The sequence below is a fragment of the Nonomuraea aurantiaca genome (assembly GCF_020215705.1).
Lineage (GTDB): Bacteria > Actinomycetota > Actinomycetes > Streptosporangiales > Streptosporangiaceae > Nonomuraea > Nonomuraea aurantiaca.
In genome coordinates this window covers 1,073,851-1,089,138 of sequence record NZ_JAIWNB010000001.1, presented here as the reverse complement: position 1 = coordinate 1,089,138, position 15,288 = coordinate 1,073,851, and the positions used below count along the sequence as shown (strand labels likewise).

The following is a 15,288-nucleotide window of genomic DNA, read 5'->3' as shown; positions in this document are numbered from 1 at the left end:
GACGGAGATCGTCATGGGTAAGCACGAAGGCGAGTCGAAGAAGTACAAGGAGTTCGTTGCTGAGAAGCCCGACCGCGGAGACAGGTTGGAGGGTGGAGACGGCAAGCACAACGGCGGGAAGAGCGGCAACGAGGACAACGGCAACAACGGGGACAAGAAGTGAACGTCCCCGACCGAATCGAGCGGATGCTCGACGAGATCCAGGCCGTTTCCCCACGCAGCAAGTGGGTGCTCAGCGCGCTGCGAGCCGTTCCCCGTCACTTGTTCATCCCGTCGATCGCGCAGGGGTTCGTCGGGATGGAAGAGCGTGAGATCATCATCGACCGCGACGCCGACCCCGATACCTGGTGGGAGGTGGTCTACTCAGACAGCGTGCTGGTCACCCAGCTCGACGACGGTGCCACCGAGATCCAGCTCGGCGCCACCGGCTTCACCTCGTCCAATTCCGCGCCCAGCACTGTAGCCGACCTGCTCCAATGGCTGGACCCCGAACCCGGCCATCGGGTGCTCGAGGTGGGCACCGGCACCGGCTGGACCGCTGCCCTGCTCTCTCACGTGGTCGGCGAGACCAACGTCACTTCGATCGAGATCGACAGGGCAAACGCCGAGCAAGCGGCCAAGAACCTCGTCGCCGCCGGAGTACAGCCGCATCTTCTCGTCGGTGATGGCGCGTACGGCTTCCCCGGCCACGCCCCCTTCGATCGGGTGCATGTCACGTGCGGCATCCACACCGTGCCCTACGCCTGGATCGCACAGTCCCGGCCCGGCGCGGTGATCGTCGCCCCCTACTGTCCCGGCTTCGGCCTCAACCATGCGGTGCGGCTCGTGGTCAGGCCGGACGGCACGGCGATCGGCCGCTTCCCCGGCTTCGCCTCGTACATGATGATGCGCTCCCAGCGGTGGGCCGGAGTCACCGCCGTCGATCCTGAGGAGGCGCGCGATTTCACGACCACGGTCGACCCGCGCACCCTCGCCTACGCCCCGGCCGGAGCCGATCTGGCGATCTCGGCGCTGACCCGCCTGCACTCTCATACCTACCGCGAGCCTGGCTTCTTTCGCATGTGGGTCATGGGTGACAGCGACCGGTGGGGGGCGGCGGCCTGGGAGCCGAAGCGTGACTATTACGACGCCTACCAGATCGGCGACCGGGCCGTCTGGCAGGAGGCCGTGGACGCCTACTTCCGGTGGGTGAGCTGGGGCGAGCCCGGCCGTGACCGGTTCGGCATGACGGTCACCCCCGAGGGCCAGCACATCTGGCTGGACACGCCGGAGCGGGTCATCGGCTGATCGGTTGCCAGTGGGTCTCCTGGGCGCGCCAGCCCAGGAGGCCCGCGCCCAGGAGGCCCGCGTGGACGCCGAGGGCCGAGACGCGCAGGGCCGGTGGGCGACGGAAGGTGAGCAGGGACGCCAGCCGGTCGCGCAGGGGCGCGATCAGGGTGTCGCCCGCCAGCGAGAGGCCGCCGCCGATGACCACCAGGGCCGGGTCGAGCAGCAGGGTGTACGTGGCCAGGGCCAGGGACAGCGCCTCCACCGCCTCGTTCCAGACCGCCACGGCCTGAGCGTCGGCCGTCCGCACGCGGGCGACCACGTCGGCGGCGGAGCTCGCGCCGCAGCGGGCCGCGATGGCCGAGGCCGAAGCGTACGCCGCCAGGCAGCCGCGCTGGCCACAGGCACAAAGGACACCGTCGGGCCGTACCGGGATGTGGCCGATCTGGCCGGCCCAGCCGGCGGCTCCGCCGTACAGGCTGCCCGACAGGACCACCGCGCCCGCGATGCCGGTGCCGATGGGGAGGTACAGCACGTCTCCCGATCCGCCGCCGTACGCCAGTTCGGCCTCCCCCGCCGAGCGGACGTCGTGGCCGAGCGCGACCGGCAGGTCGACCTCGGTGAACGCCTCGACGGGCACGTCGCGCCAGCCGATCGCGGCGGAGAACACCGCGTGCGTCGCCGTCACCAGCCCCGGCACGGCCAGCCCCACGGCGACAGGCTCCAGTACCCCACCACCGGAAGAGCGTGCGCGGGAGAGGTCCGTGACGAAGGCCGAGATGGCGGCGATCACCTGTCCGGGGCCGTCGGCGCGTGGCGTGGCCCGGCGCTCCACGTACAGCGGAGTGCCGTCGCGGCCGACGAGGCCGCCCTTCAGCGTCGTCCCGCCCACATCGACCGCCACAACGCACTCCACACTCCTAGTAAATCGTTTTGAACAAGCGGCCGGGGACCAGGAAAGATGTCCGGCATGAATCCGCGCCTGCTGTCCCGAGCCGACCTCGACGCCTGCACCCGGCTGGCCCAGGACCGCGAGTGGCCGCCCGAGCGGCACAAGTGGGGGCTGCTGTTCGAGGTCGGCGAGGTGTACGGGATCGATGCGCCCGACGGGGACGGCCTCGCCGCGACGAACATCCTGACCCGCTACGGCCACGGCCACGCCGTGATCAGCATGGTCCTCACCGCCTCCAGGTACGGCAGGCAGGGATTGGCCGGCAAATTGATGGAGCACGTGCTGCGGCAGGCGGGAGGCCGCGTCGTCTGGCTGCACGCGACCGAGAACGGGCGCCCGCTGTACGAGCGGCTCGGCTTCCGTACCGTCGGCAGGGTCGCCATGCACACCGGCGTCTTCCGGGGCGAGCGTTCCGGCCGCACCCGGCCCGCCACGCAGGAGGACCTCGGCGCGATCCTGGCGCTGGACGCGGAGGTGTTCGGCACGGACAGGTCGCCGCTGCTGCGCCGCATGTTCGGTTTCGGGGAGCAGGTACGGGTGGCCGAGGGCGGCTTCGGGCACGCGTGGCGCAACGACGGCAACGTGGTCATCGGCCCGGTCGTGGCGCGCGACCAGGCGACCGCCGAGGCGCTGATCGGCGACCTGGCCCTGGACGTGGGCGGCGTCGTGCGACTGGACCTCGACCTGGCCAAGGACGGCCTGGTCAGGTGGGCGGGTGAGCACGGCATCGGCAACCCGTGGCCGGTCTCGCTCATGGTGCTGGGCGGCGAGCTTCCTGGCGACCGGGCCCGCCAGTTCCTGCCGTACATGCAGGCGCTCGGTTGACCGGCCGAACGCGCCTCTCATAAGGTACTAGAACTTCATTCTACAAAAGGGCGGCGATGACCTCCACCCACATCGACGTCGGCGCCATCGACTTCGGCGCGCTCGGCGCCTGGATGGACGCCCGGGGCCTGCCCGGCGGCGTCATCGGCGACGCCGTCCCGGTCCTCGGCGGCACGCAGAACGTCATGGTCCGCTTCGAGCGCGGCGGCATTCCGTACATCCTGCGCAGACCTCCCCTGCACGCCCGGCAGCAGAGCAACGAGGTGCTGCGCCGGGAGGCGCGGGTGCTCGCGGCGCTGCGCGACACCCCGGTGCCCGCGCCGAGGCTGGTGGCCGCGCAGACGGCGGACGAGCCGGTCTTCTACCTGATGGAGCCGGTCGACGGCTTCAACCCGTCGAACGGGCTGCCCGAGCCGCACGCCTCCGACCCGGCGATCCGGCACCGGATGGGGCTGGAGGCGGCGGCCGCGCTGGCCGAGCTGGGGCGCGTCGATCCCGCCGCGCTGCCCGGCTTCGGCCGGCCTGACGGGTTCCTCGAACGGCAGGTGCCGCGCTGGCTCAAGGAGCTCGACTCGTACGGCCGACTCGACGGCTACCCCGGCCCCGATATCCCCCGCCTCGCCGAGACGGCCGAGTGGCTGGAGCGGCACCGGCCCGCGACGTTCACACCGGGGGTCATGCACGGCGACTACCACTTCGCGAACCTGATGTTCGCCCACGACGGCCCCCGGGTGGCGGCGATCGTCGACTGGGAGATGTCCACCATCGGCGACCCGCTGCTCGACCTGGGCTGGCTGCTGGCCACCTGGCCGTCGAACAACGACCACGTCCCGGGCCTGCCAGCGCCGGGAGAGCTCGTCGCCTACTACGCGGCGCTGTCCGAGCGCGACCTGTCGGCCATCGACTGGTACGCCGTGCTGGCCTGCTTCAAGCTGGGCATCGTGCTGGAGGGCAGCCATGCCAGGGCGTGCGCGGGCCAGGCCCCCAAGGACATCGGCGACATGCTGCACGCCACCACGCTGGCCCTGTTCGCGAGGGCCCAGGAGTTCATGGACGGACTCCTCTAAATTCCGATTTTTCCCAAAACGATCATTTATGTCCGCCCGACCCATACAATTGCGCGCAATTGCAGTTGATACTCGGGGAAGGATAGACATGCGGATGCGGTTCCTCGGCTCCACATCGGAGGCGGGCGCCTGCCCCACCCTGTACGAGACCGATCGGGGCACGATCGTCGTTCAGGGCCTCGAACTCACCGACAAAGAAGCGCTCGCGGACCTTCGCGACATCCTCGATGGCGAGACGGCCGTGGAGGTCCCCCGCGAGCTCATCACCGAAATAGCCCGCCGAGTCCTGGCCGAAACCCCGGCAACCGCTCTCCCAAGCAGGGACGGGACACCCCCAGCGACCGATTGATCACAATTGCAAACCGGGTCTGGCATGATCCACGCAACCCGGTCTAGCCTCATGCGGTGACGTCGTTTCAGCAGGCGCGCGTCGACCTCGGCAGCCAGCTACGCCAGTTGCGCGAGGCCGCCCACCTTTCGGGCAAAGAGCTGGCCGAAAGGCTCCGGTGGCAGCCGTCGAAGGTGTCACGCCTGGAGAACGCCCGGCAGACCGCCACAGAGGACGACGTGGTCGTCTGGGCGGCTGCCGTACACGCGCCTTCGGAGACGGCGGACGACCTGATCCGGCAGTCCATCGCGCTGCTGGAGCGGCACGACGACTGGAAGCAGCGGCACCGCAGCGGCCTGGCCGCGCTCCAGGAGGACATCCGCGATCTGGAGGCGCGCACCAAGCTCTTCCGGGTGTTCGAGCCGGCGATCGTCATCGGGCTGCTGCAAACCTCCGAGTACGCCAGGCACGTCTTCCGCAAGGTCAAGCGCCTCTACAGCGCCGCCGACCAGATCGACGCGGCGGTCCGCGTACGGATGCAGCGCCAGGAGATCCTCTATGACCGCAGCCGCACGTTCAGGTTCGTCGTGACGGAGTCGGCGCTGCGCACCCGGATCGCCCCGCTCGACGTCATGCACGGCCAGCTCGACCGGCTGCTGGCGGTGAGCACGCTGCCGAACGTGGAGTTCGGGGTCATCCCGTTCAGCACCGAGATCCCCTCGTCGCCGATCAACGGGTTCTGGATCTACAACGAGGCCATGATCGGCCTGGCCACCATGACGAAGGACCTGGTGCTGCGCGACCCCGACGACATCGCCTTCTACGTGCGGGCGTTCGAGGACTACGCGAAGTGCGCCGAGTTCGACGAGGCCGGTCGAGACGTCATCATCCGCATTCTTAACGACTATCGGCAACAATCCTCACATTAACCATCGCAATTGCTTGCCTCCCACCACAAGATCGTGCAATTCTGTCGCGAGACGTTGCGGAGGTGACGCATGATGCTTGACACCGCGCTCAGCCTCGAGCGGTTCGCTTGGTATGCGAGACGGCACGCCGACCTGGCGATTCAGAACCTCGCTCTGTCCAGCGACCCTGCTTATGTGTCCGTGCGCAACCGCTTCTCCGCCACCCTGGCCGAAACCGTCACTCTCTCCGAGAGTGGAAGTTTCATCACCTCGTGGGGATATCGGCTCGGCACGACGGACGACGTCGAGGGCGCGGCCGCCCGGCTGGCCTTCCTCCTCGCCGCGCTGCCCGCGTAGCCCCTTTTTTGTGCCTCGCGGGAAAGCGCCTTCCCTATTCGAACGACGAAGGCTCGATCCCGGCCTCTCTGGCCGCCGCCGTGTGTGCGTGGTCCAGCAGGCGGGAGCGGGTCAGAGCCGCCGGGTGGAGGGTATAGCGGATGATCAGGCCGTCCAGCATGGCGTCGATGCGCTCGGCGGAGGCCGCCGGGTCTTCGCAGCTGAACTCGCCCGACTCCGTGCCGTCCGCGAGGACCTGAGTGAGGGCGCCCAGCCACGCCGATTCGAGCTCCAGCATGATCTCGCTGACCGCCGGCTCGCGGAGCGCGGTGTTCCAGGCGTCGATCCACAGCAGCCAGCTCTGGTCGGAACGGGACTCCGGGATGTAGTAGCGCAGGACCCGGTCCAGGCGCTCGATCGCGGTGCCGGGACCGGCCACCAGCTCCCCCAGGCGGGCGCCCTCGATGTCGAGGGTGGCCCGCAGCATGGCGGTGATCAGCTCGTCCTTGGTGGCGAAGTGGTAGTGGATGAGGCCGCCGCTGACGTTGACCGACTTGGCGATGTCGGCGATCCGGGTGTGGGCCAGGCCGCGCTCCAGGACCACCTTGCGGGTGGCCTCCAGGAGCTCGGCCCTGCGCTGGTCTGCCTGCTCGGCCCGGTTCGTACTCCGCACCGGGTCAGCCTATCGGCCCTCAGCAGCCCGCCTTGTAGAGGATCTTCTGGATCTCGGGGCTGTTCAGGTTCTGCTTGGTGACGATCGTGGCGTCGGTCGGGATCGAGGCGGTGACCGGCTGGCCCTTCACCGCGGCGACGGCCTGCTCGACGCCCTTGGCGCCGATCTCGCCGGGCAACTGGGCGATCAGGGCGGACACGACGCCGTCCTGGAGCTGCTTGACCTGTGCGGGACCGGCGTCGAAACCGACCATCTTCACCTTGTCCAGCTTGCCCGCCTGCTGGAGCGCGGAGCCCGCGCCGGTGGCCGAGTTGAGGTTCGTGGCGAAGATCCCGGCCAGGTCCGGGTCCTTGGCCAGCGCGGCGTTGACGATCTTGGAGGCTTCGCTGACGTCATTGTGCGAGTACTGGACGCCGAGATAGGAGATCCCCGGGTGGCTCGCCTTGATCTCCTGCTCGAACCCCTTGATCCGGGCGTCCACCGAGCTGACGCCCGGGTCGGTGGAGATGACCAGCGCCTTGCCCTTGTCGCCGATCTGCTCGGCCAGCGCCTTCGCGGCGGCGGCGCCGCCCTTGACGTTGTCGGTACTGATCCGGGACAGGCCGATGCTCGGGTCCTCGACCACCGTGTCCACCAGGATGATCTTGATGTCCTGCTGCTTGGCCTGGGTGAGCGGCGCGATCAGCGCCTTCACGTCGGTCGGCGCGATCAGCATGGCGTTGGGCTTGCTCGCGATGACCGAGTTGACGATCGGCGTCTGCAGCGTCGGATCGAACTTCTGCGGCCCTTGTACGTCGAGCTGCACGCCCAACTCCTTGGCCTTGGCCTTCGCGCCACAGGCCATGGTCTCGTAGAACTCCTCGCCGGCCAGCCCTTGGATGAGCGTTATCTTGGTGGGCCCGCTCTGGGCTGTCGTCCCCCCACCACCACAGGCCGCGACGGTGAGCAACAGCGTCGCGAGTGCCAGAGCCTCACGCATGGTCGTCTCCTTACTGGTCGCGCCTGCCGCGCTGCCACTGGTCGACATAGACGGCGGCGACGAGCACGGCGCCCACCACCACCTGCTGCCAGAACGGCCGCACCCCGAGAATCTGGAACCCGTTCTGCAGCACCACCGGGATGAACACCCCGATGACCGTCCCGACCACGGTCCCCACGCCGCCGAACAGCGAGGTGCCGCCGATCACCACGGCCGCGATGGCCTGCAGGTTGTCGGTGGAGTGGGCGGAGACGCCGGTGATCCCGTACTTGGCGAGCGACAGGTACCCGGCCAGGCCCGCCAGCAGCCCCGCCAGGCCGTACACCTTGATCAAGTGCCTGTTCACGGCCACGCCGCCACGGCGGGCCGCCTTGGCGTTGGAGCCGATCGCGTACGTGTGACGGCCGAAGCGAGTGCGTGCCAGCGTGACGCCGAGTACGGCGGTGATCGCGGCGCAGATCCACGCGATCACCGGCACGCCGAGCCAGCGCGCCAGCCCCAGGCCGAGGTTGAGGTCGCCGGGCGCGCGCAGATCCACGCCGCCGGTCAGCAGCAGCGCGCCGCCGAGCGACATGCCCAGCGTGCCGAGCGTCACGATAAGCGCCGGGATGCGGCCCTTGGCGATCAGAAAGCCGTTCAGCAACCCCCAGGCCAGACCGGTCAGTACGGCGGTCGCGGCGCCGAGCAGGAGTGAGCCGGTGGCGTCCATGAGCTTGGTGGCCGCGACCGCGCTGAACACCAGCACGCCGCCGACGGAGAGGTCGATGCCCGCGGTGATGATCACGTAGGTCATGCCGGTGGCGAGCAGGAGCAGGATGGCCGCGTCGCTGACGAGGTTGAGGAGATTGAAGGAGGTGGCGAAGCTGGTGGGGCGCAGGATCGAGAAGACGGCCAGGAGAGCGGCCAGGACGGCGGCGATCCAGACGACTTGGCGGTCGCGCAGGCGGGTCTTCTCGGGGGCGCTCGTTTCGGGCGGCGTTTCAATTACGCTCACTTCAGCCTCCGCACGACGACGCTCACCTGGGTATCTCCGGCTGGCCGGTGGCTTGCTCAGCGGCTTGGCCTTCGGCTTGCTCAATTGCTTGACCGGAGGCTTGCTCAGCGCCTTGACCGGAGACTGCTTCCTCAGTGGCCTGTTCGATGGCGCCCGTCATGGCGCCGACCAGATCCTCCATCGAGACCCTCGCCGTCTCGAACCTCGCCACCCGCCGCCCCAATCGCAGCACCTCGACCCGGTCGGACACCGCCTTGACGTCCTGCATGTTGTGACTGACCAGCACCACCGCCACCCCGGAGTCCCGTACCCTGCGGATGAGCTCCAGCACCTGCTGCGTCTGCACGACCCCGAGCGCGGCGGTCGGCTCGTCCATGAACACCACCCTGCGCGCCCACGTCACCGCCCGCGCGACCGCAACGCCCTGCCGCTGCCCGCCCGACAACGTGGAAACAGGCGCGCTCTGCGACTTGAGCCGGACCCCGAGCGTTTCGCAGGCTTCTCTGGTACGGGCCCGCATGGCCGCGTTGTCGAGCAGCCCGAGCCGACCGCGCAGACCCTTGTGAAGCAGTTCCCTGCCGAGAAAGAAATTGGCCGCCGGGCTCAGATCAGCACACAGCGCGAGATCCTGATAGACCGTCTCGATCCCGGTATCCCTGGCCTCCTCGACCGACCCGAACTCCACCGGCTCGCCGTCCACGACGATCTCGCCGGCGTCCGGCCTTTCGGCGCCCGAAAGTATGTTGACCAGCGTCGACTTCCCGGCGCCGTTGTCGCCGATCAACGCGACGACCTCGCCGGGGAGCAGCGCGAAGTCCGCGCCGCGCAGCGCCTCCACGTGGCCGTAACTCTTGACGATCCCGCGGGCTTCCAGCAGCGGTGCGGACATAGGACTATCAAGTGCTGCTAATGACATCGTTGTCAACCCAGATCTTCACACGGCTTGGTATGGCCGCCTGAAGCCTCGCACGAAGCGCGAAACCGGGCAGGGCGCTGACGAGCGACCTTCGAGAAGATCATCACCCGGGCGCTCATCTCCCAGCTCCGTCTGCCAGGATTCGAGCTATCCGATCTATTCGATCTAGAAGGAGGAAGTCTTGACATGGCAGTGACCGACACCGGGATACGGCGATTACTCGCGGACTCGGGAGAACAGCGCGGCTGGGTGTCACCCAGAACGGACCTGGTCACCGCGCTGCTGGGCGTCTGGTTCGGCATCGGACTGATGATCGACGCGTGGGCGCACTCGAACCTGACGCAGTTGGAGACGTTCTTCACGCCTTGGCACGCGGCGTTCTATTCGGGGTTCGCCGTGGTCTCCGGCTGGATCATCTGGCAGGTGTGGCGCAACGTCCGGACCGGCCGCCAGGGGGTCGCGGCGGTGCCCACGGGCTACCTGGCCGGGCTGCTCGCGGTGCCCGCGTTCGCCGTCTTCGGGCTCCTGGACATGATGTGGCACACCTTCCTCGGCATCGAGACCACGATCAACATCCTGTTCAGCCCCTCGCACCTCGGGCTGATCGTGACGATGCTCCTCATCATCACCACACCGCTCCGCTCCATTTGGAACGCCCCGGACGTGGGCCCTCGACCCTCGCTCGGCCGGCTGCTCCCGGCGCTGATCGGGCTCGCGTTCGCCACCACGCTGGTGTCGCTGTTCCTGGGGTACGCCGACGCCCTGCAGTGGAGCCCGCAGGGCATCGTCAGGGCCTTCTCCGAGATGCACGACCAGGGCGCCGACCGGCTGGCCAGCGGCATGGTCATCAGCAACATCGTCACGCTCGCCCCCGTACTGCTGCTGGCGCGTCGCTGGCGCCTTCCCTTCGGCAGCGTGACCATCCTGCACGCGGTGGGCATCCTGATGTCGGGTGCGCAGACGGCGTTCGGGAACCTGCCGGTCCTGCTGACGTTCGTCGTCGCCGGCCTCGTGAGCGACCTGCTGATCCTCTGGCTGAAGCCCTCGGGCGAGCGACGGGGCGCTTATTGGGCGTTCGCCGGGTTGTCGGGCTTCCTCACCTGGTCGCTGTACATGGGGGCCGCGTCGGTGGCGGCCGGCGGGCTGCCCACCGTCCCTGAGCTGTGGACCGGCGCGCCGGTCGTGGCCGGACTGGTCGGGCTCGCGCTCGGGGCGCTGTTCCTGCCCAACGCGGTCACTGCCGAGCCGGTTCGGCCCAGCGCGGCCGACTCCGAGCCGGTTCCGCCCAGCGCGGCCGACACCGAGCCGGTTCCGTCCACTGCGATCGACGCCGAGCCGGCTCCGCCCAGCGCGGTCACTGCCATGCCGGTTCGGCCCAGCGCGGCCGACACCGAGCCCGTTCCGCCCAGCGCGGCCGACGCCGACCGGGCATGATCCGAGTCCTCCGGGTCCTCTGTCTGGCCGCCGTTCTGATGCTGGCGGGCGCCGCTCCGGCCGCCGCGCACAATGTCACGGTCGGAGCGGATCTGCGAATCGCCCAGACGATCGCGGGCACGGAGCTCACCATCGTAATCAAGGGGACGAAGCGGGTGCCCGGGCCCTTGCAGATCGGTGTCATCGCCTTCCAGCCGGTGACCGACCTGCCGGTCGCCCTGGAGCTGCGCTCGGTCGCGGACGGCCGTACGGTGACGGGCGTGGCGCGAGCCGCGTACGAACCTCAGTACACGCAGCTCACGGTGGACCGGACGGGCCCGCACGAGCTCACGCTGCGGGCGGGGAACGAGACCGCCGTGGTGCCGTTCCGTGTCCTGGTGGATCGCGGGTCGCCGATAGAGCTGCTGATCTACGGTGGCCTGCTCGTGGCGGCCTTGCTGATGATCGGCGGCCTGCTCACCGGAGCACTGGCCCGTCGCAATCAGGCGATGCTGCTGACCGGCGGCGCCGCGATCGGTTTGACGGTCGCCGCCATGGTCGTCATCTTCGAGCCCCTACTCCCCGCCGCCCCACCCGACGGCGCCCCACCCACGGTGGCGCCGACGGTGGGAGCGGGGGCGGGAGCTGGGGCGGCGTCGGGGGCGCAGACCGGCGGACGCCCGTTCGCGCAGGGCCGGATGGCCACGCTCCCGGCCCGCCCGGCCGCCGGAGAGGAGTTCACGTTGCGGCTCGACCTGGTCGACGGCTCCACCGGCCGGCCCGTGGACGACCTCGTCCTGCACCACGAGGCCCTCGCTCACGTGATCCTGACCAGCGAGGACGGGCGCTACTTCCGCCACATACATCCGCTGCGCACGGCACCGGGCCGGTTGGAGGTCAAGATGCGAGCCGACCGGCCGGGCCGGTATCTGGCGTACGCAGAACTGGAGCGCGGGGACTCCGGCGGGCAACTGATCACCGGCGAGTTCAGCGTAAACGGTGACGCGTCTGACGTTTCGGTTGGAGCAGAGACACCCATTGAGGCCGTCACGCCGCTCCTGAACCCCGCCGCTCCCGTCGCGGGCCGCCCGACGACGATCGAACTCAGCACATCCAGCACCCCACGCCCCTGGCTGGGCATGACCGGCCACCTGATCGTCCGCAGCCAGGACGGCACCTTCCTCGGCCACGTACACGAGATGGGAACGCCGGGCCCCCGGCTCCGCTTCACCTTCAGCTTCCCGTCGCCGGGCCGCTACCTCGCGTGGACCCAGTACGCGACCGGCGACCACATCGTGACCGCGCCTTTCACCATCAACGTCACGGCATCGGGGGCCTCGCAGTGAAGCGGGCTGCGGTGGCCGTCGCCGTCCTCGCGGTGGCAGTGGTGACGTTCCTCATCGTAGGAAGAAACTCGGCCCCTGATCCGCTCCGGGTGACCGCCAGAAGAACGCACTACGCCGCCACTGTCTCGATCGACCGACCGACCACGGGACGCGTCGTCGTGGACGTGCGGCTGACCTCGGGTGACGCGGACAGCGCGGCCCTGTCCACCGTGATGCCTGCCATGGGTCACGCCATGCCGGAGATCACCGCCCGGGAGCCGGAACCCGGCCACTTCGTCGCAGAGGGCGAGTTCTTCCCGATGACCGGCGTCTGGGAGCTCTCGATCCGGCTGAACGGGCCTGCGGGCGAGGAGGTGCTGACCGTGAACGCGCCGATCACCGGCTGACTGGTGCGTGATCGGTCAGGGTAACGCGAGGCTGGAAGACGGTCTCGATCCCGGCGCTTTTCTTTCCGGCTCTCCCTCGGCAGACTGGCAGGGGTTGTTGGGTTGTACTCCACGTAGCGCCAGGCCACAGCGTTGCTGATCGCGAATCGTGGAGATATGCGGAGGGAAGGTCCGAGTCGATGACCCACACTGGCACGATCGGTTCGCGTCTCCGGGCGGTTCGACGCGATCGGGGATTCACGCAGGAGGAGCTTGCCGAGCGTTCGGGCCTGTCTCGTGACCTGATCGCCAAGCTGGAGCAGGGACAGCGCAGCTCGGCCCGCCTCACTTCCCTCATGAAACTGGCCAACGCTCTGGACGTCGAACTGAGCCAGTTGGTCGGCAAGCGCGACCAACTCGGGACCGGCCGCGACGGAGCGAGCGTCCTGGATCTTCGCAATGCTCTGCTGTCGCCATCGCTCCTGCCCGGCCTGGACGACGGCCACGATGGTGAACCGACCCCGCTACGCGATATCGCCGAAGCGGTTGACCACGCGTGCCGCTCCTACTGGACGGGCGACTTCGCCACCTTGATCAGCCGTCTGCCCGATCTGATCCTGGAAGCCAGGCTAACCCACTCGGTTATGGGTGAAGCAGCCGTCTACCCATTGGCGATGGCCTACGACCTGGCCGCCAGCGTCATGGTCCATCTCGGCCGCGAAGATCTGGCCGCGATCGGCGCCGAACGTGCCATCAGGGTCGCGCGCAAAGGGACCGACGAACTGCTTTGGGCCACCCTGCATGCCACCTACGCCTGGGTGCTGCTGCATCAGGCACGCTTGGAGGAGGCCGAACGGCTCGCCGTCACCATGGCACAACGCATCGAGCCCGCCTTCTCAGCACCACCTCACCACGTGGCGGCCTGGGGCAACCTGGTGATGACCGCTCTGGCACCCACGGCGGCGGCCGGTCGAGACGTGGCTGACTACATCCACCTGGCGACGGCCGGTGCCCAACGGCTTGGCCACCGAGTCGCCCTCTACAACACCTCTTTCGGACCTGCCGCCGTGGCGACACAGGAGACCCACGCCTACACGGTGCTGCGGGAGCCAGCCAAGGCGCTACGAGCCGCCCGGCGCATCAGACCCGGAGATCTGACCGGCATTGCCTACGGTCGGCACCTGCTGGACGTCGGACAGGCGCACCTTGACAACAGGCACCTGGCCACAGCTACCGAACGGCTGATGGAGGCCCGCTCTCAATCGGTGGGGTGGTTCCGCCACCAGACAGTTGCCCGCCAGCTAGTGGAGAGCATCCGAGAAAGGGAGATGCGCCCTTCGGCGGCCATTCGGTCACTGGCCAGCACCCTCGACATCTGAAGTAGGACACGACGTCCTGGTCATATGAGGCTGTCAGCACAGGTAGGACACACCGTCCATGGAGAATGGTCACTCAGAGTCATAGCTTCACTACATGGCTTTCCGGGACCTGCTCTCGCTGCTGGCCGCGATCCGCTGGCGCGTCGAGCCCTCGCCACGCTCCCTCTGTACACCGCAGGGATACCTCCTTGGGGACGGTGACGGCTTCTATGCCTGGGGCATCACGAATGGGAGTAGACGCGGAGCGTGTGGCGTCACCAGGGAGTACCAGCGCGCTACCGCCAGGCTGCTTGAGGCACTGCTGGCATCTGCGCCGGGGGCAAGGGGCACGATCTGGTGTGTCCGCCTTGACCTCGCAGCGCGACACCCGAGCTATCAGTACGGGCCTGCCTTGATGCACGTACGCCGAGACAACGTGAGCGGCGAGCTTGTGTTCGAGCGCGACGGATGAAATTTACGCCACCGTGACGCGCCATGAGAAACCGTACGTCCGAGAGGTCATATCCGCGTGACAGAAATGTCCTGGCGCGGGACATATGAGCGGACGTGACAGTCACACACGGTCACGGCATTTCGTTCACGCAGAGCGATCAAACGACAGCACCACCCAGTCAAACGAGAAAACCCATTCAACCGAAAAACGAAAATCGCACAGGGCTAGAATAACATGGCGACCGGTATCGTATCGCGAACCTCGAAATCAATCTCTCTACACTCAGCCGCACATTATACGCACCAGCTTGTCTCCAAGCTCTTGCGGAAGGGATCTGGTAATGAATTTTTTCTGGATAAACAAATCTTTTTGCTTACGTCGAGCACTTTTCAGTAGAACTTCAAGGCAACTTTCAGCTTCAACGCGAAAGGTGCCAAACGGCCAGCTCTGCACTTCGTCCCACGCTCCACCAAGTGAAGCCAATGCGTTTCGAATCAGCAGAAAATCCGGTCCACCAGGCAGTCGCTGATCATCAAGTTCGATACCCCCTCGAAAAGCGACATCATCAAAGGAGGCAGCTGAAAAATCGTTGCCTCGGTACTCGTAGGCGATCTTGCCGCCTTCGACAGGCTCGCCCCAAGGGTCCGCATCAAACACCACGCCTTGAAGCTTGCCCGTGAAAACACAGTCAACAAGCTCCGCCCGAAGAAACCTAACGTCGCGCATTTTGGTGTTGCGAAAAGTGCATGAAACGAATCTTGCCCGACCCGGAGAGACTCTATGAATTATAGAGTCGTCGAAGGTGCAATCGTTGTATACCGTTACCGCTCGACCACCCCCCATGCTTCCAGAAGTTAGCTTGATTCCCTGGAAGTTGCATCGAGTAAAACTGCTGGCCGTTATGGCGAGGTAAGATATTTTGCGGTGTGAAAAATCGGCGTTTTCCATTTCGACACTACGAAGCTCCAGTTCGTCGACCTGCGGACTGAAGCGCCCGCGTGCGCGACTAGCCTTTATCTCGATGGAATCCCCATCCTCGTGATTCACGCCCAGCCCCTTTCCCTCGAAAAGACTATTTTAGCATAGCGTAATTAGAACAGGAGCAATG

At 67.4% G+C, this 15,288-nt stretch carries 17 protein-coding genes; 11 read left to right on the top strand and 6 right to left on the bottom strand.

Features of this window, described 5'->3' with window-relative positions:
• Window positions 1–13 precede the first annotated feature (13 nt).
• A complete protein-coding gene (locus LDL49_RS04955; protein ID WP_225289680.1) occupies window positions 14–163 on the top strand; it encodes a hypothetical protein in 150 nt (49 codons plus the stop codon).
• The gene (locus tag LDL49_RS04950) at window positions 160–1,287 is read left to right on the top strand and encodes a methyltransferase domain-containing protein (protein WP_225289679.1); all 1,128 of its coding nucleotides are present in this window, start codon (window positions 160–162) and stop codon (window positions 1,285–1,287) included. Before LDL49_RS04955 ends, LDL49_RS04950 begins: the two co-directional genes overlap by 4 nt.
• Here the strand turns inward: LDL49_RS04950 and LDL49_RS04945 are convergent.
• Complete coding sequence (locus tag LDL49_RS04945) at window positions 1,277–2,170, bottom strand: ROK family protein (protein WP_225289678.1); 894 nt, start codon at window positions 2,168–2,170, stop codon at window positions 1,277–1,279. The genes LDL49_RS04950 and LDL49_RS04945 overlap by 11 nt on opposite strands.
• Window positions 2,171–2,236: 66 nt before the next feature.
• On the opposite strand from LDL49_RS04945, the gene LDL49_RS04940 reads away from it, so the two are divergent.
• From LDL49_RS04940 to LDL49_RS04920, 5 genes are all read left to right on the top strand, one after another.
• A complete protein-coding gene (locus LDL49_RS04940; protein WP_225289677.1) occupies window positions 2,237–3,043 on the top strand; it encodes a GNAT family N-acetyltransferase in 807 nt (268 codons plus the stop codon).
• Window positions 3,044–3,099: 56 nt separating this feature from the next.
• Window positions 3,100–4,110: a phosphotransferase family protein gene (locus LDL49_RS04935; protein ID WP_225289676.1), complete on the top strand. Its 1,011-nt coding sequence runs from the start codon at window positions 3,100–3,102 to the stop codon at window positions 4,108–4,110.
• An 88-nt stretch (window positions 4,111–4,198) separates the two neighbouring features.
• Window positions 4,199–4,459, top strand: coding sequence for a hypothetical protein (locus LDL49_RS04930; RefSeq protein WP_225289675.1), 261 nt, complete (start codon window positions 4,199–4,201; stop codon window positions 4,457–4,459).
• Between the two features lie 56 nt (window positions 4,460–4,515).
• Window positions 4,516–5,367 carry a helix-turn-helix domain-containing protein gene (locus LDL49_RS04925; protein WP_225289674.1) on the top strand — a complete coding sequence of 284 codons (852 nt, stop codon included), beginning with the start codon at window positions 4,516–4,518 and terminating at the stop codon, window positions 5,365–5,367.
• A 69-nt stretch (window positions 5,368–5,436) separates the two neighbouring features.
• On the top strand, window positions 5,437–5,703 hold the full coding sequence (locus tag LDL49_RS04920; RefSeq protein ID WP_225289673.1) for a hypothetical protein: 267 nt from the start codon (window positions 5,437–5,439) through the stop codon (window positions 5,701–5,703).
• Window positions 5,704–5,737: 34 nt separating this feature from the next.
• On the opposite strand, the gene LDL49_RS04915 is transcribed toward LDL49_RS04920, so the two are convergent.
• The 4 genes from LDL49_RS04915 to LDL49_RS04900 are packed head-to-tail and all read right to left on the bottom strand — an operon-like array spanning window position 5,738 to window position 9,166.
• The gene (locus LDL49_RS04915; protein WP_225289672.1) at window positions 5,738–6,355 is read right to left on the bottom strand and encodes a TetR/AcrR family transcriptional regulator; all 618 of its coding nucleotides are present in this window, start codon (window positions 6,353–6,355) and stop codon (window positions 5,738–5,740) included.
• Between the two features lie 19 nt (window positions 6,356–6,374).
• Window positions 6,375–7,334 (bottom strand): ABC transporter substrate-binding protein, encoded by a 960-nt coding sequence (locus LDL49_RS04910; RefSeq protein ID WP_225289671.1) that lies wholly within the window; start codon window positions 7,332–7,334, stop codon window positions 6,375–6,377.
• 10 nt (window positions 7,335–7,344) lie between these two features.
• Window positions 7,345–8,328 (bottom strand): ABC transporter permease, encoded by a 984-nt coding sequence (locus LDL49_RS04905; protein ID WP_225289670.1) that lies wholly within the window; start codon window positions 8,326–8,328, stop codon window positions 7,345–7,347.
• 22 nt (window positions 8,329–8,350) lie between these two features.
• Window positions 8,351–9,166, bottom strand: coding sequence for an ATP-binding cassette domain-containing protein (locus LDL49_RS04900; RefSeq protein ID WP_225289669.1), 816 nt, complete (start codon window positions 9,164–9,166; stop codon window positions 8,351–8,353).
• Window positions 9,167–9,430: 264 nt separating this feature from the next.
• On the opposite strand from LDL49_RS04900, the gene LDL49_RS04895 reads away from it, so the two are divergent.
• The 4 genes from LDL49_RS04895 to LDL49_RS04880 all read left to right on the top strand — a co-directional run bounded on the left by LDL49_RS04895 (window position 9,431) and on the right by LDL49_RS04880 (window position 13,747).
• Window positions 9,431–10,678 carry a hypothetical protein gene (locus LDL49_RS04895; RefSeq protein WP_225289668.1) on the top strand — a complete coding sequence of 416 codons (1,248 nt, stop codon included), beginning with the start codon at window positions 9,431–9,433 and terminating at the stop codon, window positions 10,676–10,678.
• Window positions 10,675–12,003 (top strand): DUF8832 domain-containing protein, encoded by a 1,329-nt coding sequence (locus tag LDL49_RS04890; RefSeq protein ID WP_225289667.1) that lies wholly within the window; start codon window positions 10,675–10,677, stop codon window positions 12,001–12,003. Before LDL49_RS04895 ends, LDL49_RS04890 begins: the two co-directional genes overlap by 4 nt.
• An 89-nt stretch (window positions 12,004–12,092) precedes the next feature.
• Complete coding sequence (locus LDL49_RS04885) at window positions 12,093–12,389, top strand: hypothetical protein (protein ID WP_225289666.1); 297 nt, start codon at window positions 12,093–12,095, stop codon at window positions 12,387–12,389.
• A gap of 179 nt (window positions 12,390–12,568) precedes the next feature.
• Entirely contained in the window at window positions 12,569–13,747 is a 1,179-nt protein-coding gene (locus tag LDL49_RS04880) for a helix-turn-helix domain-containing protein (protein ID WP_225289665.1), read from the top strand.
• Between the two features lie 715 nt (window positions 13,748–14,462).
• Here the strand turns inward: LDL49_RS04880 and LDL49_RS04875 are convergent.
• Window positions 14,463–15,227 (bottom strand): pentapeptide repeat-containing protein, encoded by a 765-nt coding sequence (locus LDL49_RS04875; protein ID WP_225289664.1) that lies wholly within the window; start codon window positions 15,225–15,227, stop codon window positions 14,463–14,465.
• Window positions 15,228–15,288 lie beyond the last annotated feature (61 nt).

Bases quoted from the DNA above. Each gene is read 5' to 3' on its own strand.
- LDL49_RS04930 (WP_225289675.1), top strand. From the start codon at position 4,199: ATGCGGATGCGGTTCCTCGGCTCCACATCGGAGGCGGGCGCCTGCCCC.
- LDL49_RS04920 (WP_225289673.1), top strand. From the start codon at position 5,437: ATGATGCTTGACACCGCGCTCAGCCTCGAGCGGTTCGCTTGGTATGCG.
- LDL49_RS04935 (WP_225289676.1), top strand. From the start codon at position 3,100: ATGACCTCCACCCACATCGACGTCGGCGCCATCGACTTCGGCGCGCTC.
- LDL49_RS04890 (WP_225289667.1), top strand. From the start codon at position 10,675: ATGATCCGAGTCCTCCGGGTCCTCTGTCTGGCCGCCGTTCTGATGCTG.
- LDL49_RS04910 (WP_225289671.1), bottom strand. From the start codon at position 7,334: ATGCGTGAGGCTCTGGCACTCGCGACGCTGTTGCTCACCGTCGCGGCC.
- LDL49_RS04880 (WP_225289665.1), top strand. From the start codon at position 12,569: ATGACCCACACTGGCACGATCGGTTCGCGTCTCCGGGCGGTTCGACGC.
- LDL49_RS04895 (WP_225289668.1), top strand. From the start codon at position 9,431: ATGGCAGTGACCGACACCGGGATACGGCGATTACTCGCGGACTCGGGA.
- LDL49_RS04940 (WP_225289677.1), top strand. From the start codon at position 2,237: ATGAATCCGCGCCTGCTGTCCCGAGCCGACCTCGACGCCTGCACCCGG.
- LDL49_RS04955 (WP_225289680.1), top strand. From the start codon at position 14: ATGGGTAAGCACGAAGGCGAGTCGAAGAAGTACAAGGAGTTCGTTGCT.